The following is an 18,743-nucleotide window of genomic DNA, read 5'->3' as shown; positions in this document are numbered from 1 at the left end:
CATTCACTTTCTCAACCGAAGGAAACGTTGCTCATGGCGCCAAAGAAAAATGCGGCAAAGGCTGTGCGGAAACCGGTGAAAGTCGCGCGGCCGGCGAAAAAAACGCCGGCGAAAAAGGTGCAGACTCCCGCCAAGACGAAAAAGACGCCGCCCAAGGCGGTGAAGAGCCCGGCGGCCAAGTCGTCGGTCGTCCAAAGCAAACCCGCGGCCGCGAAGCCGCCGCGGCCTGTCGTCATTGCCGAACCGCCGACGGTGAAAGTCGAGCGGACGGCGGAATCGCCGATCAACCGCGCCAACGAGCAGATCTATGTGCAGAAGCTGATCGAACGCATCGTCGCCGAATGTCCCGAGCGGCGGCCGACCAGCGAGGATGAGCGCCGCGCGCACCAGATCATGCAGGCGGAATTCGAGCGCCTGGGCCTGGCGACCACCGAAGAGAGCTTCAAATTCAACGAGAACCTCTACGCCAACATGGCGTTGCACTTCGGTTTGGGCACCCTGGGCACGATGGTTTCGGCGTTGTTGCCGCTGGTCGGTCTGGCGCTGCACGCCGGCGTGGGCACGTCCTACCTGCACGATTCCACCCGCAAGGGCTACTACCTGCGGCGATTGTTTCCCTGGAAAAAGAGTCAGAACCTGCTGGCGACGATTCCGGCCAAGGGCGAGCCCGCGTTGCGCATCGTGCTGATGGGCCACGCCGACGCGGCGTTTACCGGGTTGTTGTTCAATCCGAAAATCGTCGAGTGGTTTTCCGGCGATCTGCCGCCCCGGCTGCAATTCCTGAAGCGCTCGATGGAAGTGGCCACCAAGGCGCAGTTCGCGCTGGCCGGCTTCGATCTGCTGCGCGTTTTCCTCGGCCCGCTGACCTGGCCGCTGTTGCCCATCGAGGCGGCGATCTCCGTGCCGGGCTTGATCGCGTTCCTGCTCAACGTGGAGGTCGTGCTGCGCAACCAGGTCGTCCCCGGCGCCAATGACAACCTCTCCGGCACCGTGGCCCTGCCGATCCTGGCCGGCCGCCTGGCTTCCCGGAAACCCGAAAACGTGGAACTGGTTTTCGCGGTGACCGGCTGCGAAGAAGCCAGCCTGGGCGGCGCCGACGCGCTGGCCAAGGCCAAGGACGGGCAGTGGGACAAGAACAAGACGGTCGTGATCGGCCTGGACGGTCTGACCAACGGCGAGCTGCGATTCACTGCTTCCGAGGGCGAGGTGGTGAGCGAGCCGATCGCGCCCTGGCTGCGCGCCGTGCTCGAACGCACCGCCCGGATCGAAAGCCGTTTCCACGAGGTCCAGGCTTTCGAGATCCCGGTCGGCGGCACAGACTCTTACGCGTTCATGCGGCGCGGTTTCGACGCCGCCAGCCTGGTCTGCGTCGATCCGCAAGTCGGTTCGCCGCTGCATTACCATACCGTCAACGACACGCCGCAGAACCTCGACTGGGAAAAACTGATGTTCTCCATCGACTTCACCGAAGCATTGGTGTTGGAGATCATTCGCGAGCGGCTGCGGTAGTTTTTACTTTCGCTGCTTGTTTTTGCGCGGCGGTGGTTGAAAATCCGCGGCTGATGCCGTCGTTTCCATTCATTTGGGCGAAAAAGTGGCCATCTTTTCACGAAATTAAATGGCTCGCTTTTTGCATATAAATATTACATCGATGGTATCTCTTAAAACCTTAAGTGCCGGAGAAAAGATGAGCAACCGGTATTTAAAGATTTTAACGACCTTGATCTTCGCCTGCGGCGCCGCCTTGACCCTGACCGCTCTCACCGAAAACCATACGCGCGAGGATTGTCTGGACTATTGCTACGGCGGCTGTTGCGACGAGGAGGGCAATTGTCATTCCGGCCTCGAGGATGAGTTCTGCAACATCGGCGGTTTGACCTGTTACGATTGCACGACGATCGGCAGCGGATGCCACTTCAATCGCTGCATTTGCGATAATCATTGCCCCGGCTGCTGCGGAGGATACGACGCCGCGGAATGCCGGCCGGGAAATTTGGATGACGAATGCGGATTTGGCGGTGCCACCTGTCTGGATTGTTCCGATCTCGGCCCGACCTATTTTTGCGAGGGCAATTATTGCTGGCCGGTTTGCAATCCGGAGACCTGCCCGGACGGTTGCTGTTTTCCCGGTAACGAGTGCCGTTTGGGAACCGAAAACAATGCCTGCGGCACCGGTGGCGAGTGGTGCGAAATCTGTTCCGCCGGGACCGTCTGTCTGAATCATGAGTGCGTCGAGCCGATCGACGACGATGATGACGACAACGATGATAACGACGACAATGATGACAATGATGACAATGATGATAACGACGATAATGACGACAACGACGACAATGACAACGACGATTCCGCACCCGCCGATGACGACGACGGCGGAGCCGGTGATGATTCAATGACTGACGACGACGCTGCCGGTCCGGACGATTCAAACGACGGCGGCGGCGATGACGATCACGATTCGGGTTGCTCTTCCGCCTAGGGTCGTTCGGCGCGTTCAGCCGGCGGCCAGCGAGTAAATCCTTCCGGCGATCGCTTCCAGCGGCAAGACGATGTCGACGGCGTTCAGTTCGATGGCGACCCGGGGCATGCCGAAAACGACGCTCGTCGCTTCGTCCTGCGCCACGGTCGTCGCGCCGGCCTGCTTCATTTCCAACAAACCCTTGGCGCCGTCCGCGCCCATCCCCGTCAGGATGACTCCGATCGCGTTGCGGCCGGCGGTCTGCGCCACGGAACGGAACATCACGTCCACGGATGGGCGGTGGCGGTTGACCAACGGCCCGTCCTTGACCTCGACGAAGTAGCGGGCGCCGGAACGCCGCAGCACCAGATGCTTGTTGCCGGGCGCGATGAGCACGACGCCGGGCGCCACCGAATCGCCGTTTTCCGCTTCCTTGATGTGCGGTTCGCAGAGCTGGTTCAGCCGGTCGGCGAAGGCCTTGGTGAACATTTCGGGCATGTGTTGGGTGACGATGGTGCCGGGGCAGTTGGCGCGGAACGCAAGCAGAATCCGCTCCAGCGCCACGGTGCCGCCGGTGGAGGCGCCGATGGCGAGAATTTTGTTCGTCGTGCGCGCGAGGCTGCCGGGCACCTTGCCGTGGCGGCCCAGGTTGTCGAGCGCCGCCAGTTTCTTACGAATATCGACGCCGGCGGCTTCCTTGATCTTGCCGATCAGGTCGGTGGTCATGTCGCCGACGGTGTAGGCGGCGCCGGGCTTGCACATCACGTCCAGCGCGCCGGAGCGCAGGGCTTCGAGCGCTAGTTCGCCGCCTTTTTCGGTGAGCGAGGAAACGACGATGGTCGGCAGCGGATAATAGCGCATCAACTTTTGGAGAAAGGTCAGGCCGTCCATGCGCGGCATCTCGATGTCGAGCGTCAGCAGGTCGGGCCGCAATTGGACGATCATGTCGCGCGCCACATAAGGATCGGGGGCCGCGCCGATCACCTCGATCTCGGCGTCCTTGGCGAGTTCGCGCGTGAAAATCTGGCGAACGATCGCCGAATCGTCGACAATCAGCACCCGGATCATGCGCGCCGTCCTTTCTCCGACTCTCGCGCCCGGAACGGCGGATTCAGGCAGTCCAATAAAGACTGATCTCCACCGGGAATTCTTCCTCGGTCAGCAGCACGGTCCGATTCGCGGCGGGCGTCGCCGACGGACGGAGGCCGGCGTCGATCTCGGGAATGCCGAGGTGAACGGTGACCTCGTCGCCGAAGAGGGTTTCCATTAGTGCGCCGGCGATCATGTTGAGGATCTCGCCTACGGCGCCTTGCCGTCTGGTCAGCGCGTCGGGCTCGTCCGGCTCGACGCCCAGCAGGTTGGCCGCCAGCAGGACGGCGAATTCGGGCGAGGCGCGAAGCAGCAGCCGACCGTTGCTCGGCCCGCGAAAATCCAGTTGGGCGTTGATCGTCGGAGATTCCAGCGGCGCGTCGTCCTCGGCGGGCTCGGCGAAAATGAACGCCGCTTCCTCGAGAATCCGTTGGGCGACCAGGCCGACGTCGACGGCGGGATGCTCAGCCATGGGCGACCTCCTCCCGCGGCCCGGCCAACAGTTCCGTGATGACCGCGTGAAAATCCTCGGGTCGAAACGGTTTTTTCAAATAGGCGCGAACCCCGAGCGCCAGCAATTCGGCGATGCGCGTCTGGCTGCGCTCCGTCGAAACGATGACCACCGGCAGTTTTTGCAGCAGGCGATCCGCGGCCATGCGCCGAATCATTTCCACGCCGTCCATGATCGGCATGTTGATGTCGGTGAGCACGATGTCGATCCACTTTTCCTGCAGCATCTCCAGGGCTTCGCGGCCGTTGGCGGCTTCGTGAAATTCGTTGACCGCGAGCCCGGAAATCGCAATCGCCTTGCGGATCACCGTGCGGATGATTTCGGAATCATCGACCACCAGGATGTTAAACGCCATTCCGGTTCTCCTTACCTTAGCGGAACGAGCCGCACATTTCCTCGATCGCCCCGGCCGATTCGGCGGCCACCGCTTCCAACGTCCGGACTTGCAATCCCAAACGCAGCCCGGCTTGCGGATCCTCGCGGCGCGACAATTCGCCGGTGTCGCAGCCGTAACCGAGGGAATGCGCCAACCCGTTGGCCATGTGCACCAGATCGTTGAGCTGACGGATCGGCGCGTCGCCGCGTTCGGGTTCGTGATGCCAGCGCACCGTTTGAACGATCGTTTCCGGCAGTTGCCAGTGGCGAGCCAGCAATTCGCCGACCACCGTATGGTCGGTTTGCAAAATCGTTCGCTCGGCGTCGAGGAAGGTGCGCGATTCTTCGTCCAGCAACGGCCGGATTTCGGCGAAGCCTTCCTCTAAAAACGCGCCGATCACCAGCTTGCCGATGTCGTGCAACAGACCGGCGGTGAACACGAAATCCAGCTTGTGCAGCCCGATCCGGCGCGCCAGGCGCTCGGCGAGCACCGCGACGGCCGCGCTGTGGCGCCAGAAATCCGCCGCACGGAGGCGATACCCGGGCAGATACGCCGGCACCGCCCGCGCGAAACCGACGCCGGCGGCCAATTCGAAGACGCGCCGCAAGCCCAGCACGGCGATGGCCTGCCGGACGGAAGCGATTTCCGTCCGCCGGCCGAAATAGGCCGAATTGCTCAGGCGCAACAGATTGGCGGTCAACGCGGGGTCGGGCTTGATCACGGCCTCGAAATCGGCGGCGTCGCTGTCTTCGTCGGCGAGCAGGCGACTTAATTGACTCACCGCGCCGGGCAGGGTGGGGAGGCTTTGCAGGCGCGACAGCATTTGGAGAATCGGCATCATAGATCCACCTCTTCGCCCTGGCTGGCGATGGTCACCTTGCCGTCGGCCAGGTAGAGCCGGGCTGTGCGCGATTTGGCGCCGCCGACATCCTCCGCGGTGATCAGCACGTTGTTTTTCCAAAACAGCTTGCGCAGGATGGTGTAGTTCCGATGGCCGATGTCGAACATGCCGTTGTCGTCGTAGAGTTTGCCGCCGCCGGCCACTTTGACGATCAGGTCTTTCTTCTGGACGCCGAGTGCGTACATCCGCTCGAACAGCAACGGAATGCCGGTATCGGCGAACATCGCCGGCTTTTCCGCGGCCTTGGCGGGATTGGTTTTCGACAACGGCAGCATGTAATGGATCATGCCGCCGATGTGCTTGGCCGGATCGTAAACCATGACGGCGATGCAGGATCCCAGGGCGTAGGTGACCAGGACGGCGTCCGGGTCGTCGGAGACCTGCAGGTCGGCGATTTCGATCGTCAGCAGTTTCGTCGCGGGACTCGTTTCCATGGCAATCGTCACGCTGTCGCTCCCTTGGGTTTGCGCAATACGGAAGGCCGCACGAGTTCGAAACGATGCTTCAATCCGGACAATGTTTCGGTGTGCCCGATGAACAGAACGCCGCCCGGTTTGAGCAGGCGCTCGATTTCCGCGATCAGTCGCTGGCGGACGCGTCGGTCGAAATAAATCATTACGTTGCGGCAGAAAACGACGTCCAGCGGGCCGTTCAGCGGAAAAGGCGGTTGGTTGAGGTTCAGCCGTTTGAAGACCAACAGTTCCCGCAACGCCGGCGAAACGCGATACCAGGTGGTGCCGCGTTCGTCCTGCCGCTCGTAGGCGAAATAGGTCTGCGATTGCTGTTTCGTCAGCGGTTTCAGCCGTTCGGATTCGTACACGCCCGCGACCGCCTTGCTCAGGGCATGGGTTGAAATGTCGGTGGCCAGCAGGCGCGCATCGGCCGGTGAATCGCCGAGCGCTTCGCGCAATACCATTGCGATGCTGTAGGGCTCCTCGCCGGTCGCGGCCGCGGCGCACCACAGGCGCAGCCGGCGCCGGCCTTCGGCAAGCCATTGGCGCAGCAGTTCGTCCAGGTATTGAAAGTGGTCGGCTTCGCGGAAAAAACTGGTGAAATTGGTCGAGATCGCGTCGAGGAACAGGATCAATTCCTCACCGGAGCTTTCCTCTTCCAGGTGCCGGATATATTGTTGCTCGGTTTCCAATCCCAGCGCGCGAATGCGCTTGGCGACCCGGGCGGACACCAGGGCTTCCTTTTCATCCGACAGTGCGATGCCGGCATGCTGATACGCCAGATCGGTGAACTTCCGAAACAAACGCGCTTCCATCCGAGCGGCCCCTTTTTTTTCTTCCGGCCGGCGACTCCAACCCGGCCGCGGTTCATTCGACCCGATCAATCCGGCGGAAAGGTTCTACTTCCGATGAGGCTTCCTTTACCGCCGATCAAGCGCCGGGAGCACGTCGATTCCGATTCCCGTCTCCTTCATTTTCCTTCACCGCGGAGGGCGACCGGCGATCGCCCTCCGCTTTGGCATGGCGGAATCAAAACTCGCGCAGGTCGGGATCATTATCCAGCGGAATCAGATCCTCCGGTCGCAAGGCGATACGGTTGTCCTTGGACGCATGCCCGTTGCCGTTGGTCCTTTTCTTGCCGGCGGCCATTGCCGCGGGCGCCGGCGCGGCCTTGAGGACCGGAGCCGCTTTCAGCGGGCGCTTGGCTTCGCTGGTGGCGCTGATTTTGAACGTGCCGACGAGGGCGGCCAGTTCCTGCGCCTGGCCGGACAGTTCCTCGGCGGCGCTGGACGATTCCTCGGAGTTGGCGGCGTTTTGTTGCGTCACCGTGTCGATCTGCGAGATCGCCTTGTTGACCTGGTCCAACCCGGCCGTCTGCTCCTGGCTGGCCGCGGCGATTTCCTCGATGATGCTGGCGACCTTGCCGGCCGCTTCCATGATCCGGCTGAGGTGACTGTTGACGTCGGTCGAGATGACCTCGCCGCCCGCCGCCAGTTTCGCCGATTCCTTGATCAGATCCTCGGTCTTCTTCGCCGCTTCCTTGGACCGCTGCGCCAGGTTGCGCACTTCCTCGGCCACGACCGCGAAACCGCGCCCGGCCTCGCCGGCCCGTGCCGCTTCCACCGCGGCGTTGAGCGCCAGCAGGTTGGTCTGGAAGGCGATATCGTTGATGTCCTTGATGATGGCCATGGTGTTTTCGGAAGAACTGCGGATCTTGCCCATGGCGTCGAGCATCTTGTTCATTGCCTGGCCGCCGGTCTGCGCCGCGCCGTTGGCCTCGGCCGCCATGCCCTTGGCCTGTTTGGTGTTGTCGGTGTTTTGCTGCGTCATGCTGGTCAGTTCTTCCAGGCTGCTGGAGGTCTCCTCGACCGAACTGGCCTGTTCGGAAGCGCCTTGCGCGACGGACTGGCTCGACTTGGCGATCTGGCCGGCCGCCGAGGAAATCTGTTCCACGGCCAGCGACACTTGCGAAATCGACTCGTGCAGCGCCTCGGCCATGGTGTTGACCGAATTCTTGATTTTGGCGAGATCGCCGTTGTAGTTGCCGTGGACGCGCGCGGTGAGGTCGCGTTCCGCCAGCCGTTCCAGAGCCTGGGCGGCCTCGTTGATCGGTTGAATGACGGCGTCGAGGGTGTCGTTGACGCCCTGGACGATCTTGCGGAAATCGCCCTGGTGCTTGTCGGCGTCGGCGCGCGTAGCCAGTTTGCCCTCAATCGCGGCTTGAGCCAGCTCCTGCGCGTCCTTGGCCAGCGACTTCACGGCCTTCACGCTCGTGTTGACGGCCTCGCAGATGACCGTGAAATTGCGCTTTACGGCCTCGGTATCGCTGTCGCCGGCCGCCGCGTCCAGGTGGAAGTCCAGGTTGCCCGCCGCCATTTTATTCAGTCCCTCGGTCAGCTTTTTGACTTCCTGGGCTTGGTAGTCGGCGGTTTTCGCCGCCAGTCGCGCCGCTTGTTTGATCGCGGTTTGGTCGGTGACGATTTCGAGCGCGCCGACGATATTGCCGTGCCGATCGGCGATGGGCGCGCCGACATAGGCGATATCCAGGTTGAGTGAGCCGGGATGCGCGTCGGTTTCGCTGCTGGCGTTTCGTTTTTCGGACATCGCGCGGCTGCAAGCGCATTTCGCCGTCCGGCAGTCGGAGGTCTTGAAGAAGTCGTAGCATTTCGTACCCACGACTTGCTGTTTGGTCATTCCGCCGGCCCCGGCGCCGGCTTTGTTCATGTATCGCACGGTGAAATCCCGGTCGACGATCATGACCGGCGACGGGATGTTGTCGATGTGACCGACCAGGGAATCCAACGTTTCGTTGACGCCCTGGACGATTTTACGGAAGTCGCCTTGGTGTTTGCCGGCCTCGGCCCGCGTATCCAAGCGCCCCTCGATCGCGGCGTCGCTGAGGGCATTGGCATCGATGACCAGCAGGTTGACGGCCTCGATGCACTGGTTGAGGTTGTTTTTGATTTCGTTGAAGTCGCCGTTGTAGCTGTCGGTGATCTTCGCGGGGATGTCGCCCTTGGAAATCCGGTCGACGTACTTCGCGGCGACGTTGAGCGGGCCGATGACGGCGTCGAGCGTGTCGTTGACGCCCTGGACGATCTTACGGAAATCGCCCTCCTGCTTATTGGCGTCGGCGCGGACCGCCAGTTTGCCCTGGACCGCGGCGGCGGAAAGCATGTCCACCTCGTCCACCATCGTTTTGATCCGCTCGATCATCTCCTGCATGCTTTGCATGAGTTGGCCGGTCTCGTCGGCCCGGTCGGTCTCCAGCGAGAAATTCAGGTCGCCTTGCGCCACGCGGCCGGCGGCGTCGACGCATTGCGAGAGCGGCTTGGTGATGCTGGCGGACAACCAGAAGCCCAGACCCATGGCGGCCAGGATCGCGATCACGCTCAAGGCGATCACAATCGTTCGCGCCGAGGCGTAAATCGCGGCCGCGTCCTTGGCGGATTCGTCCATGGCGTCGGATTGAAATTTGATCAATTTTTCGGCGGACTCGATGTATTTATTCTGAGCCGTGCGCAACTCGCCGAAAATCACCGTCGTCGCGGCTTCCTTTTCTCCGGCTTTCAGGTGTTGGAGATAGGTTTTACGCGCTTGGTAGTATTTTTCCCGGCTTGCGGCGATTTCCTCCAACAGTTTTTTGCCATCGGCCGACTTCAGCGTTTTTTCCAGATTATCCATCGCGGCGGTCACTTTTTTACCGATCGCGTCCAGCCGTTCCAGTTCCTCTTCCATCACCTTGGGGTCGCCGGTCAACAAGGCGTTGCGCAGCGCGCGGGCCGCTTCGTTGATGCCCTTGATGACGTCGTTCGCCCAGGTGGTTTTCGGGTAGCGATCCTCGGTGATGATCACCGTGCATTTGTTGACCTCACTCAAGCGAGTAATTGAAAGAACGCTGATGATCGTCAGCAACACGACGATCATCGCGAAAGCCAGCATCAGTCGTTTGGCGATTTTCATATTCCGAAACATGGTTCCCTCCGATTTATTGCGGCGTACCCGCGTTTATTTCCGCCACTTCATGCGTTTCCTCGACCGAAAGAACCTGGCCGATGTCGAGGAGAAAAATGACCCGTTTGTCGGCCTTGCCGACGCCCAGAATGAAGTCGGTGTTGATCGAAGCGTCGCCGAAATCCGGCGGCGGTTCGATCTGCTCGGACTTGACGTCCAGCACCTCGAGCACTTCGTCGACCAGAAAGCCCATGGTGATGTTCTGTTCGCCGACGACGTGCTGCACGACGATGATGACGGTCTGGTCGGTGGCCTCGGCCTTTTCCATGCCGAACTTCAACCGCAGGTCCAACACCGGAATCACCTTGCCGCGCAGGTTGATGATGCCGCGGATGTACGCGGTGGTTTTGGGAACCCGGGTGATGGTCATCAGCCCGATGATTTCCCGCACCTCGAGGATCTCGAGGCCGTACTCCTCGCCGCCAAGCTTGAAGGTCATGTACTTGCCGGCGAGCGAACTGCCCAGGGCGGTGGCGGCGCGGATCGTTTCCGATTCGGCGGCCATGGCAGCCGTTACTGCTTGCGTCATCGCTCCCCCTCCTATCGTGGTTGCAACTGGTTCCGACGCCCGCGGAATTCAATTCCAAGTTGTTTGGTATTCCCGCGAGGCGCCCCGCCGCTTCTCGGCGGCCATTCTGCCGATTTCGTCGATATTTAAAATCAATCCGACGCGGCCGTCCGAGAGGATCGCGGCGCCGGAAAAATATTTGCTGTCGCCCATCGAGGAGGCCAGGTTCTTGATCACCACCTGTTGCTGGGTGAGTACGTCGTCGATCATCAGGCCGAGGCGGCGATCCATGCTTTCGACGATCACGATCAACGCCTCGGTCGGGTCTTTTTTCGCCGCGCCGATGTGGAACAGGTCGCTGACCCGCACCAGCGGCATGATCGAGTCGCGCAGATTGATGAATTCCATCCGCCCGTAAAGGGTCGAGAGCATGTCGCGGGACGGTTGAATCGATTCGATGATGGAAAGGGTGGGGATGATGTATTCCTCCGGGCCGCAGGTGATCAGCATGCCGTCGATGATCGCCAGGGTCAGCGGCAGGATCATTTTGAACGTCGTGCCGCGGCCGGGAGTGGAAACGATGTTGATGCGTCCGCGCATGGCCTCGAGGTTGCGTTTGACCACGTCCATGCCGACACCGCGTCCCGAGATGGCCGTCACCTGCTGCGCGGTGGAAAATCCCGGCAGGAAAATCAAATTGTAGATATCGTGATCGGCGAGATTGTCGCCGGCCCGCACCAATCCCTGCTTGAGCGCTTTTTGCAGGATAGCCTCCTTGTTCAGGCCGCGGCCGTCATCGCCGATTTCGATGACGATATTGCCGCCTTCGTGGTAGGCCGCCAGCACCACGCGGCCTTGTGGATCCTTGCCGGCGGCCTGGCGCTCGACCACGGATTCCAAGCCGTGATCCACGGCGTTGCGGATCATATGGACCAACGGATCGCTGATCTTTTCCACCATGCTGCGGTCCATTTCAGTGGCCTCGCCGCGCAATTCCAGCGCGACGTTTTTGCCGTTCTTCCGGGAAAGGTCCCGCACCAGGCGCGCCATTTTCTGAAACACGTCGCGGACGGGCACCATCCGCATGCTCATGGTGATGGTTTGTAAATCCTTGGTAATTTTGGTTAATTGGCTGAGGTGCTTGGTGATGCGCTCCGATCGCAGGTCGCGCAGGTCCGGATCGTGTACGACCATCGATTCGACGATGACCAACTCGCCGACCATTTCCATCAGGTTTTCGACGCGCTCGATGTCCACCTTGATCGTTTCGCGCAGCTTGCCGGTCTTGGCGGTCGCCTCGGCCTGGTTCTGGGTGCGCAAGGCTTGCGCGACCTGTTTGGGAGTCGCGGCGCCTTCGGCGATCAATTCCTCCCCCAATTTGTTGCCCGTCTCCTGTTGCCGCTCCAACGCGGCTTCGATGGCTTCGGGAGCCACCGCGAAGGGCTCCTGCCGGAGGATTTCTCCGATCCGCGAGCCGGGTTCGGCGGCGGGAAGGATGGCCGGGGCGGCGGCACTGCCTTCGGCCACCGTTTCGAGTTTCCCGATCAAGAGCGAGTAATCCTCGGGGCCCAGGACGCAGGATTTGCATTCCTGCAGGCAGGCTTTGATGAGGCGCATCAGTTCGCGCATCATCGCCGTAGCGTCAAAAACCAGATCCAGCACTTCGTTTTCCAAGGTGATTTCGCTTTGGCGAACCTTGTTGAGCATGGTTTCGGTTTTGTGCGCCAGACCCTCCACCGCGTGCAGACCCAGGAAACCCGCCACGCCTTTGAGCGAATGGAAGATGCGGAACAACAGATTGATTTTTTCCGGATCGGGACCGTCCGATTCGATCCGCAGCAGGGTTTGGTCGGCTTGGGAGAGGCCATCCTCGCTTTCGGCGAGAAATTCACCCAACATGGCGAGATTTTCCGAGTCCTCGGGCAAGGTAAGTTCAACCGGCGAGTTATCGGAAGAATCGGCCGGCGCCGTTGCGGGCGGGATGATCGCAGCCGGTTCCGGTTCAGGGGGCGTGCTTTTCAGCCTGGCGACAATCGTCGCGGCCGGCGGCTCGGGCTGGCGGAATTGGAGGTAGTTGTCGAACGATTTGCTGATCCAGTCCTTGGTTTGCAACAGGCGATCGATGATTTCCGCGCTCAGCGGGCTTTCGGCCAACAAATCCTCGACCGCGTGGCAGACCGACGCCAGGTCGTCCAGGCCGATGACGCCGGCTTCGCCTTTTAAAGTGTGCATGCGGCGGCGGAACTCGGCGATTGGTTCGGCATCGCCCTGCTCCAGGGAAAGTATCAGGCCCTCGATTTCCTCGAGGTTCAATTTCTGGCTCTTCATAAAATCCAGAAAGGTTTTTTCTTCAACCCATTCCGGCAGGGCAAATTCCTGGGGAGTGGATGGAGAGACGGTGGCTTTTGGCGAATCGACCGGCGGATTTTTCCCGGCGGCGGTTTGGATGGCGGTGAGAATTTCCAGCAGTCGGTTCAGATCTTCGGCCGGAGCGGCCGATTCGCCGAGGATGATGGAATTCAACAAGGCGCGAAAATTTTGGAGCAGCGATTGGATTGGCCGGTTGCCGGAGAGATCCGCTTCCAGTTGATCCAACGCGCCCAGGGCTTCTCCCAGGGTAGGGATGTCGGATGGATCGGCGGTGAGCAGGATGGAGCCCAGATGGTCGATGAGCGAGCCGGATGTTTTAACTTGCATTTCCGATTATTCCTCGCTTTTTCCAATAGCGACTGTTCCAAGTGCTGGAATTGCTGTCTATCCGATGTTCGGCCGACATCATGCGGCGTACTCTTTCCAGCTTGCCTTTCATTCATCGATTACTCGACGGAACAAGTTGAATTTATTTTTTCGCACTTTTATGAACACCGATCATTTTCGGCTCGCGCCCCGATCCCGGTTGCTTCGGAGATCGTCCCCCTCACTGATTTTGACAGCGAGCACGATGACTATTACATTTATTCAAACGCGCTCAACAAACCAAATGGAGACGACCGTGTATCGCCAGGCTCAATTAGAAAAATATTCGTTGCTTCTATTCGGCTTTCTGCTCCTCGCTTTCTCGGGTTCGGCCTGGGCGCTCGACGCCGATCTGACCGGCCAGCCCTCCATGGGGCCGGAGAAAGCCCCGGTGCAGGTGGTGGAATTTTCCGATTTCCAATGCCCGCATTGCGCCAAAATGGCTCCGGTGCTGCACGAAGTGGTCAAGCAATACGGCGATCTGGTCAGAATGACCGTGGTCAGTCTGGCGGCGCCGGCCCATCCGTATGCCGAACCGGCCGCCGAACTGGCCCTGACCGCCGCCGAGCACGGCAAATACTGGGAGGCCTACCTCCAGTTGTTCGGCCATCAAAACGACCTGGGCATGCCGTACTTCCTGCAATTGGGCAAACAACTGGGGATTCCCGAAGCCGAACTGCAGGCGAATCTGGCCGGCGGCAAGCACCGCGCGCAACTCAAAGCCAACTTCATGATGGCTTTGCGCGATTTGAATCTCGAAGCCACGCCGACGGTCTTCATCAACGACACCCGCATCGAAGGGGCGAAATCGGCGGACACCTATCGCTACTACATCAATGAAGCCTTGAAGGAAAAGAAAATCGCCAGCCCGGTCGGGGAAGTCGCCAAACCGGCAGAGGCCGCGGGCCCCAAACCGGTTGTCGTGCCGCTCGACATGATCTTTCCGGTGCCGCAGATGGCGCCGCGCGATTCGCGGTTGAAGGTGAAGGTCGGCGACCCGGCGCCCGACTTCGAGTTGCCGTCGATCATTCCCGGCAACACGGTGAAATTGTCCGCCTACCGGGGGCGGAAAAACGTCGTGCTGTCCTTTGTGCCGGCGGCCTGGACGCCCCAATGCAGTGCGCAATGGCCGGAATACAACGAATACAAAAAGCAGTTCGACCAGTTGAATACCGAAATCATCGGCATTACCGTCGATAACGTTCCGACCTTGTTTTCCTGGACCGTCTCGATGGGGCGGCCCTGGTTCGACGTGGTGTCGGATTTCTGGCCGCACGGCCAGGTCGCGGCTCGTTATGGGATCTTGCGCACGAACGGCGTGAGTGAGCGCGCTGTTTTTGTGATTGATAAAACCGGCGTGATCCGGTACATCGATATCCATGACATCAACACGCGGCCCGATATCCAGGTGCTGTTGGACGAACTGAAAAAATTGCCGCAATAGACCGGTGCGCGGGCCGGAAAAGAAAAAGGAGACGCACTCGTGAAGAAACTGATGTTATTGACCGTCGCGATCCTGGTGCTCATGCCGATGATCGCTTTGGCCGAGCAGGAGATGAACAAGGAAGACGCCTGCAAGCTGCTGGGCAACTGCGCCGACGACTCGATCAAGGCGGCGGAAGCCATGCGGACCCAGTGCGCCAACATGATGGAGTTGGCCAATGCCCAGATCGCCAAGGGAATGCAGATTTCGACTCGCGGCAAGATGTGGGGCGATAAAGAGATGACGGCGGAAGGCGATGCCCTGGTTGAACGCGGCAAGGCCATGCTCGATCAGGCGAAAAAAATGGATGAGCAGTGCAAGCTGATCATCGACAACGCGCAGAAGAGCAAGAAAAAGTCGGAAGAGATGGGCAAGAAAGCCGACGACAAATCCTCGGGCAAGCACGACGAGCCAAAACTGTAACATATTGTAATTTACGGATATTTTCGATAATGGCGGCTTTCGGGCCGCCTTTTATTTTATTTATACTTCAATTGTGTACAGTACAAAGCCGGATATTCCAATTCAATACAATCCCTAATTGAGCGGTAAAATGCGTGTAATTTTTTGAAATAGCTGGGTTTTTCGTTTGACAAAAATCGCCGGTAATTTTAGGCTGCTCTCCAGGATGTAGTGACCTTGGGTGCAAAGATAATCAACAGACATTTCCGGAGGGAACAAATGAAGTTATATGGTTTTCTGGCTATTTTGGCCTCAGTTATTTTGATGGCAGGCTTTGCGGTCATGCTCGGCTGCGGCGATGACGATGACGACAACGACAGCGGCGGCGGCGACGATGACGATAGCGGCGGCGGCGCCGGTACCCTGTCGGCGGTCGTGCATGATTTCCAAACCAAGATGGCGGTTCAAGACGCGGTGGTCGAGTTGGTTGATAATGTGTCGGGCGATCCGCTCGGCGACCAGTGGAAACTGACCTCGCCGAGTGACGGTAATGTTACCTTCACCGGGATTCCCGAAGGCGTGGATCTGGTCGGCGTGAAGGTGACGAAAGCCGGCTACAAAGACACCTATCAATACGATTTCAACGTCGGCGCGTCGGGTGAGGAATTCCTGGTGGTCGGCGAATCGACCGCCGATCTGGTCGCGTTGATTCTGGGCGTGACGCTCGACCCGACCAAAGGTTTCGCGGCCGGCGGCATCTATTGGGGCGATCCCACCGATGAAAATCCGGTCGGCTGCGCCGTGGTGGAAACCGATCCGGCGCCGGAAAGCGGCATCTATTATTTCGGTCCGGACGATCTGCCCACCCCCGATCGCAACGTCGACAGCCCGGAGAACGCGGCCAACGGCCTGGGCGTCAATCCGCTCAACGGTTACTGGGTCGGCATGAACATCCCGGCCGGCGAAGTCGACATCACGGCTTATTCCGGCGACAACGTCCAGACTTCCTTTATTCCGAAAGTGTTCCCCGACAGCGTTTGCATCGCCAACGTGTATTACTCGAAGACCGACTTCACGGCCGATCCGACGCAAGCGTTCTGCACCGAATAAACGGGTGTCGAAAAACAGGGGTCCTTTCCGGCCGGCCGGTAAAGGGTCCCGTAACTCAGTTAGGGAGGACCGATAATGAAGTTGAATAAATGGTTGATTATGGGGTTGATCGTTGCGCTGCTCGGCTTGGGGATCATGATGGCCTGCGGCGATGACGATGATGACGACGACAACGACACCGCCGTCGACGACGATTCCGCCGACGATGACGCGGCTGATGACGATGTCGCCGACGATGATGTCGCGGACGACGATTCCGGCGACGATGACGATGACGACGCCTCGCCGATTCCCGGCTCGATCGGCGGGACGGTGCAAGACTTCCTGTCCGAAAATCCTTTGGCCGGCACCACGGTTGAAGCGTTCCAGGCCAATGGCCAACCGTTCGACCCGGCGGTGACCGGCGTCAGCGACGCGTCCGGCTATGTGTTGCTGGAATTGCCGGCGGAATACACCGAGACGACGGTCGGCATCAAGACCAGCCGCGACAGCTACAAAGTAACGATTCAATTCGGGTTCCTCGTCGGCTCCGCCGACGAAACCTTCCTGTGCATTTCCAACACCGTTTTCGGTTTGATGGCCGGTTCGACCGGCGTCACGCCCGATCCGCTCAAAGGCCATGCGGCCGGCGCGGTGTACTGGGGCAATCCGGCCGACGAAACGCCGATCGGTTGCGCCGAAGTGACGCTCGACCCGGCCAGCGGCCAGGTATTCTACGCGGGCGGCATCCTGGGCTTGCCGGACACCGGCCGCAACATCACCACCCCGGGCGATCCGCAGAACGGTGAAGGCACCGATGCGAACCCGAACAAGGGCAAGGGCGTGTTTGTCGGCGTGAACGTCGATCCGACGACGACCGGCGTCACCTTGACCGCCGATACCGACGGTCATGAAGAATCGTCCTTCCTGCCGATCGTCATCGCCGACAGCGTGTTGATCCAGAACATCTACTACGACAAGGGCGAATACACCACCAATCCGACCGGGAGTTGGTGCACCGAGTAATGGGTCAAGCAAACGCCAGGCAAATCAAATGACGCCATGAGGAGAGGGCAAGCGACGGCTTGCCCTCTTTTTTCGGTCGTCGCCCGCGGCGTACCGAGCGTCCACAGCCAATATGGGGGAGGAGCATGGCAATCAAGCGAGGGGCGATTGTTGGAATCATTCTACTGCTGTTTTGCGGCGTAGGGCTGCTCTGGGCGCAAGATCAAGGGACCGAAGCCACTCCGGTTCCGGAAGCGACTCCCGCGCCCGAACCCACGCCGCCCGCCGAACCCGCGCCGCCGCCGGTCGAGCCGGCGCCGGTGGTCGAGCCGCCGGCCGTCGAGGAAGCGCCGGCCGCGAATTTCGAGGAACCGTCCTCGGCGGAAGACGAAAACGCGAAAAGCAAATTCGATTTGAACGGATTCATCCAATCCCAGGCCGGTATTTTTACCTCTTTTTATCAAAACCGCGTGGATGAGGCCGGTTATCCGGTCGAGCACGGCGGCCTGTGGGGCGAGCCCTCGATGTTTCGCAACACGTTGCAACTCGAGGCGACCTATCAACCTGTCGATCAGGTTGCACTGTTTTGCATGTTTCGGGGCGTTCGTTCGGCCAGCCTGCGCGCCGACCGCTTCGCGCAATTCCCGGAAATGTATGCGGATACATCCTTCAACTACAACCAATACACGCAGGATGCAAAGCGAAAGGCGGTCGCCGAGGCTTATTATCAAGAAGCCGACTTCCGCGAACTGTACGTCGACATCTACCCGACCAACTGGTGGACCCTGCGCATCGGTCGCCAACAGGTCGCCTGGGGCGAATCGGCCAACGCACGGCTGATGGACGTCATCAACCCGGTCGACTCGACTTGGCACTTGAGCGCCTGGGAATCCTACGAGGATCAGCGGGTGCCACTCTGGATGGGCAAGACGATCTTCGACATTTCGCCGATCAACGCCTCGATCGAAGGCGTGGTCGCGCCGATGGTCGACGATCCCCGCAATACGGTCAACATTCCGCTGACCTTCGTCGGCGCCTGGGGCTTGCCGGTTTCCCCGAAAAACGAATACCTATCGGGACTTCAGGTGGTGAAAAAACATCTGGTGGCGCCGGAAACCGAACTGTCCGACACCCGGTGGGGCGCCCGGTGGAAACACGTGATCGGCCCGTTCACGTACGGGCTGATGTATTACCACGGCCATCACCTTTCGCCACCGATCCAGCAATACGCCGAGCAGACCCAGACCCCCAATGAAGAGGGCTATCGCGAGGTCGAGATCTATTTGTACTTCCCGATGCAGGAACACTACGGCCTGTCGTGGGAATTGATCACCCCGCAACCGGTCAGCACGATCTTCCGGTTTGAAGGCACTTATTTGCCCGGTTGGTACTATCCGGTGAATTCCTACCTGTCGCCCGGCATCGGCAACAGCGCGAAACACACCCGCGGTTGGTATCAATCGCCGGAAAACAGCGACAAATTCCGGGCGGACTTCTGGAAGATCCGCAAGGATACCTACAACTACGGCATTACAATTCAACGGCCGAACCAGATTCGTTGGCTCAATCCCACCGGCTCGATCATCCTGCAGATGCAGTACATCCAGACCCTCATTCCGGATGGTCCGTACATCGACGAGGAACTGGCCAACGGCGACAAGAAAGAGAACAAGAACTGGTACGCCACGTCGATCACCGGATACGACACGACCAAGGTCG

Annotated in this window: 14 protein-coding genes and 2 pseudogenes; 7 read left to right on the top strand and 9 right to left on the bottom strand. The window is 60.0% G+C overall.

The features are described from left to right. Positions 1–33 precede the first annotated feature (33 nt). Together GX444_14305 and GX444_14300 are read left to right on the top strand one after the other, a co-directional pair. On the top strand, positions 34–1,509 hold the full coding sequence (locus GX444_14305) for a M28 family peptidase (GenBank protein ID NLH49752.1): 1,476 nt from the start codon (positions 34–36) through the stop codon (positions 1,507–1,509). 178 nt (positions 1,510–1,687) lie between these two features. Next, positions 1,688–2,479 carry a hypothetical protein gene (locus tag GX444_14300; protein NLH49751.1) on the top strand — a complete coding sequence of 264 codons (792 nt, stop codon included), beginning with the start codon at positions 1,688–1,690 and terminating at the stop codon, positions 2,477–2,479. A 15-nt stretch (positions 2,480–2,494) separates the two neighbouring features. On the opposite strand, the gene GX444_14295 is transcribed toward GX444_14300, so the two are convergent. The 9 genes from GX444_14295 to GX444_14255 all read right to left on the bottom strand — a co-directional run bounded on the left by GX444_14295 (position 2,495) and on the right by GX444_14255 (position 13,006). Continuing rightward, a complete protein-coding gene (locus tag GX444_14295) occupies positions 2,495–3,526 on the bottom strand; it encodes a chemotaxis response regulator protein-glutamate methylesterase (protein ID NLH49750.1) in 1,032 nt (343 codons plus the stop codon). 43 nt (positions 3,527–3,569) lie between these two features. After that, positions 3,570–4,019, bottom strand: coding sequence for a chemotaxis protein CheX (locus GX444_14290; GenBank protein ID NLH49749.1), 450 nt, complete (start codon positions 4,017–4,019; stop codon positions 3,570–3,572). Then, positions 4,012–4,413, bottom strand: coding sequence for a response regulator (locus GX444_14285; protein NLH49748.1), 402 nt, complete (start codon positions 4,411–4,413; stop codon positions 4,012–4,014). The genes GX444_14290 and GX444_14285 overlap by 8 nt, the downstream gene beginning before the upstream one ends. A 16-nt stretch (positions 4,414–4,429) precedes the next feature. After that, entirely contained in the window at positions 4,430–5,272 is an 843-nt protein-coding gene (locus tag GX444_14280) for an HDOD domain-containing protein (protein NLH49747.1), read from the bottom strand. Beyond that, positions 5,272–5,769 (bottom strand): chemotaxis protein CheD, encoded by a 498-nt coding sequence (locus GX444_14275; GenBank protein ID NLH49746.1) that lies wholly within the window; start codon positions 5,767–5,769, stop codon positions 5,272–5,274. Before GX444_14275 ends, GX444_14280 begins: the two co-directional genes overlap by 1 nt. An 8-nt stretch (positions 5,770–5,777) precedes the next feature. Next, positions 5,778–6,602 (bottom strand): methyltransferase domain-containing protein, encoded by an 825-nt coding sequence (locus GX444_14270; protein NLH49745.1) that lies wholly within the window; start codon positions 6,600–6,602, stop codon positions 5,778–5,780. Positions 6,603–6,816: 214 nt separating this feature from the next. Next, positions 6,817–9,762, bottom strand: coding sequence for a HAMP domain-containing protein (locus GX444_14265; protein ID NLH49744.1), 2,946 nt, complete (start codon positions 9,760–9,762; stop codon positions 6,817–6,819). Positions 9,763–9,775: 13 nt separating this feature from the next. Continuing rightward, positions 9,776–10,306 carry a purine-binding chemotaxis protein CheW gene (locus tag GX444_14260; protein ID NLH49743.1) on the bottom strand — a complete coding sequence of 177 codons (531 nt, stop codon included), beginning with the start codon at positions 10,304–10,306 and terminating at the stop codon, positions 9,776–9,778. Positions 10,307–10,378: 72 nt separating this feature from the next. After that, entirely contained in the window at positions 10,379–13,006 is a 2,628-nt protein-coding gene (locus GX444_14255; GenBank protein NLH49742.1) for a chemotaxis protein CheA, read from the bottom strand. A gap of 295 nt (positions 13,007–13,301) precedes the next feature. Between GX444_14255 and GX444_14250 the strand changes: the two genes are divergently transcribed. The 5 genes and pseudogenes from GX444_14250 (at position 13,302) to GX444_14230 (ending at position 17,356) form a co-directional block, all read left to right on the top strand. Then, a complete protein-coding gene (locus tag GX444_14250; protein ID NLH49741.1) occupies positions 13,302–14,489 on the top strand; it encodes a redoxin domain-containing protein in 1,188 nt (395 codons plus the stop codon). Positions 14,490–14,528: 39 nt separating this feature from the next. Further along, positions 14,529–14,951, top strand: a complete 423-nt coding sequence (locus GX444_14245; protein NLH49740.1) for a hypothetical protein — start codon at positions 14,529–14,531, stop codon at positions 14,949–14,951. A gap of 303 nt (positions 14,952–15,254) precedes the next feature. Continuing rightward, entirely contained in the window at positions 15,255–16,040 is a 786-nt protein-coding gene (locus GX444_14240) for a hypothetical protein (protein ID NLH49739.1), read from the top strand. 81 nt (positions 16,041–16,121) lie between these two features. Further along, positions 16,122–16,316: pseudogene (locus tag GX444_14235) on the top strand (DNA primase). Positions 16,317–17,257: 941 nt separating this feature from the next. Then, positions 17,258–17,356 (top strand): annotated as a pseudogene (locus GX444_14230) (cell envelope biogenesis protein TolA). Positions 17,357–18,743 lie beyond the last annotated feature (1,387 nt).

This window comes from Myxococcales bacterium, assembly GCA_012517325.1.
GTDB lineage: Bacteria > Lernaellota > Lernaellaia > Lernaellales > Lernaellaceae > JAAYVF01.
This window is presented reverse-complemented; position numbering and strand designations above follow the sequence as displayed.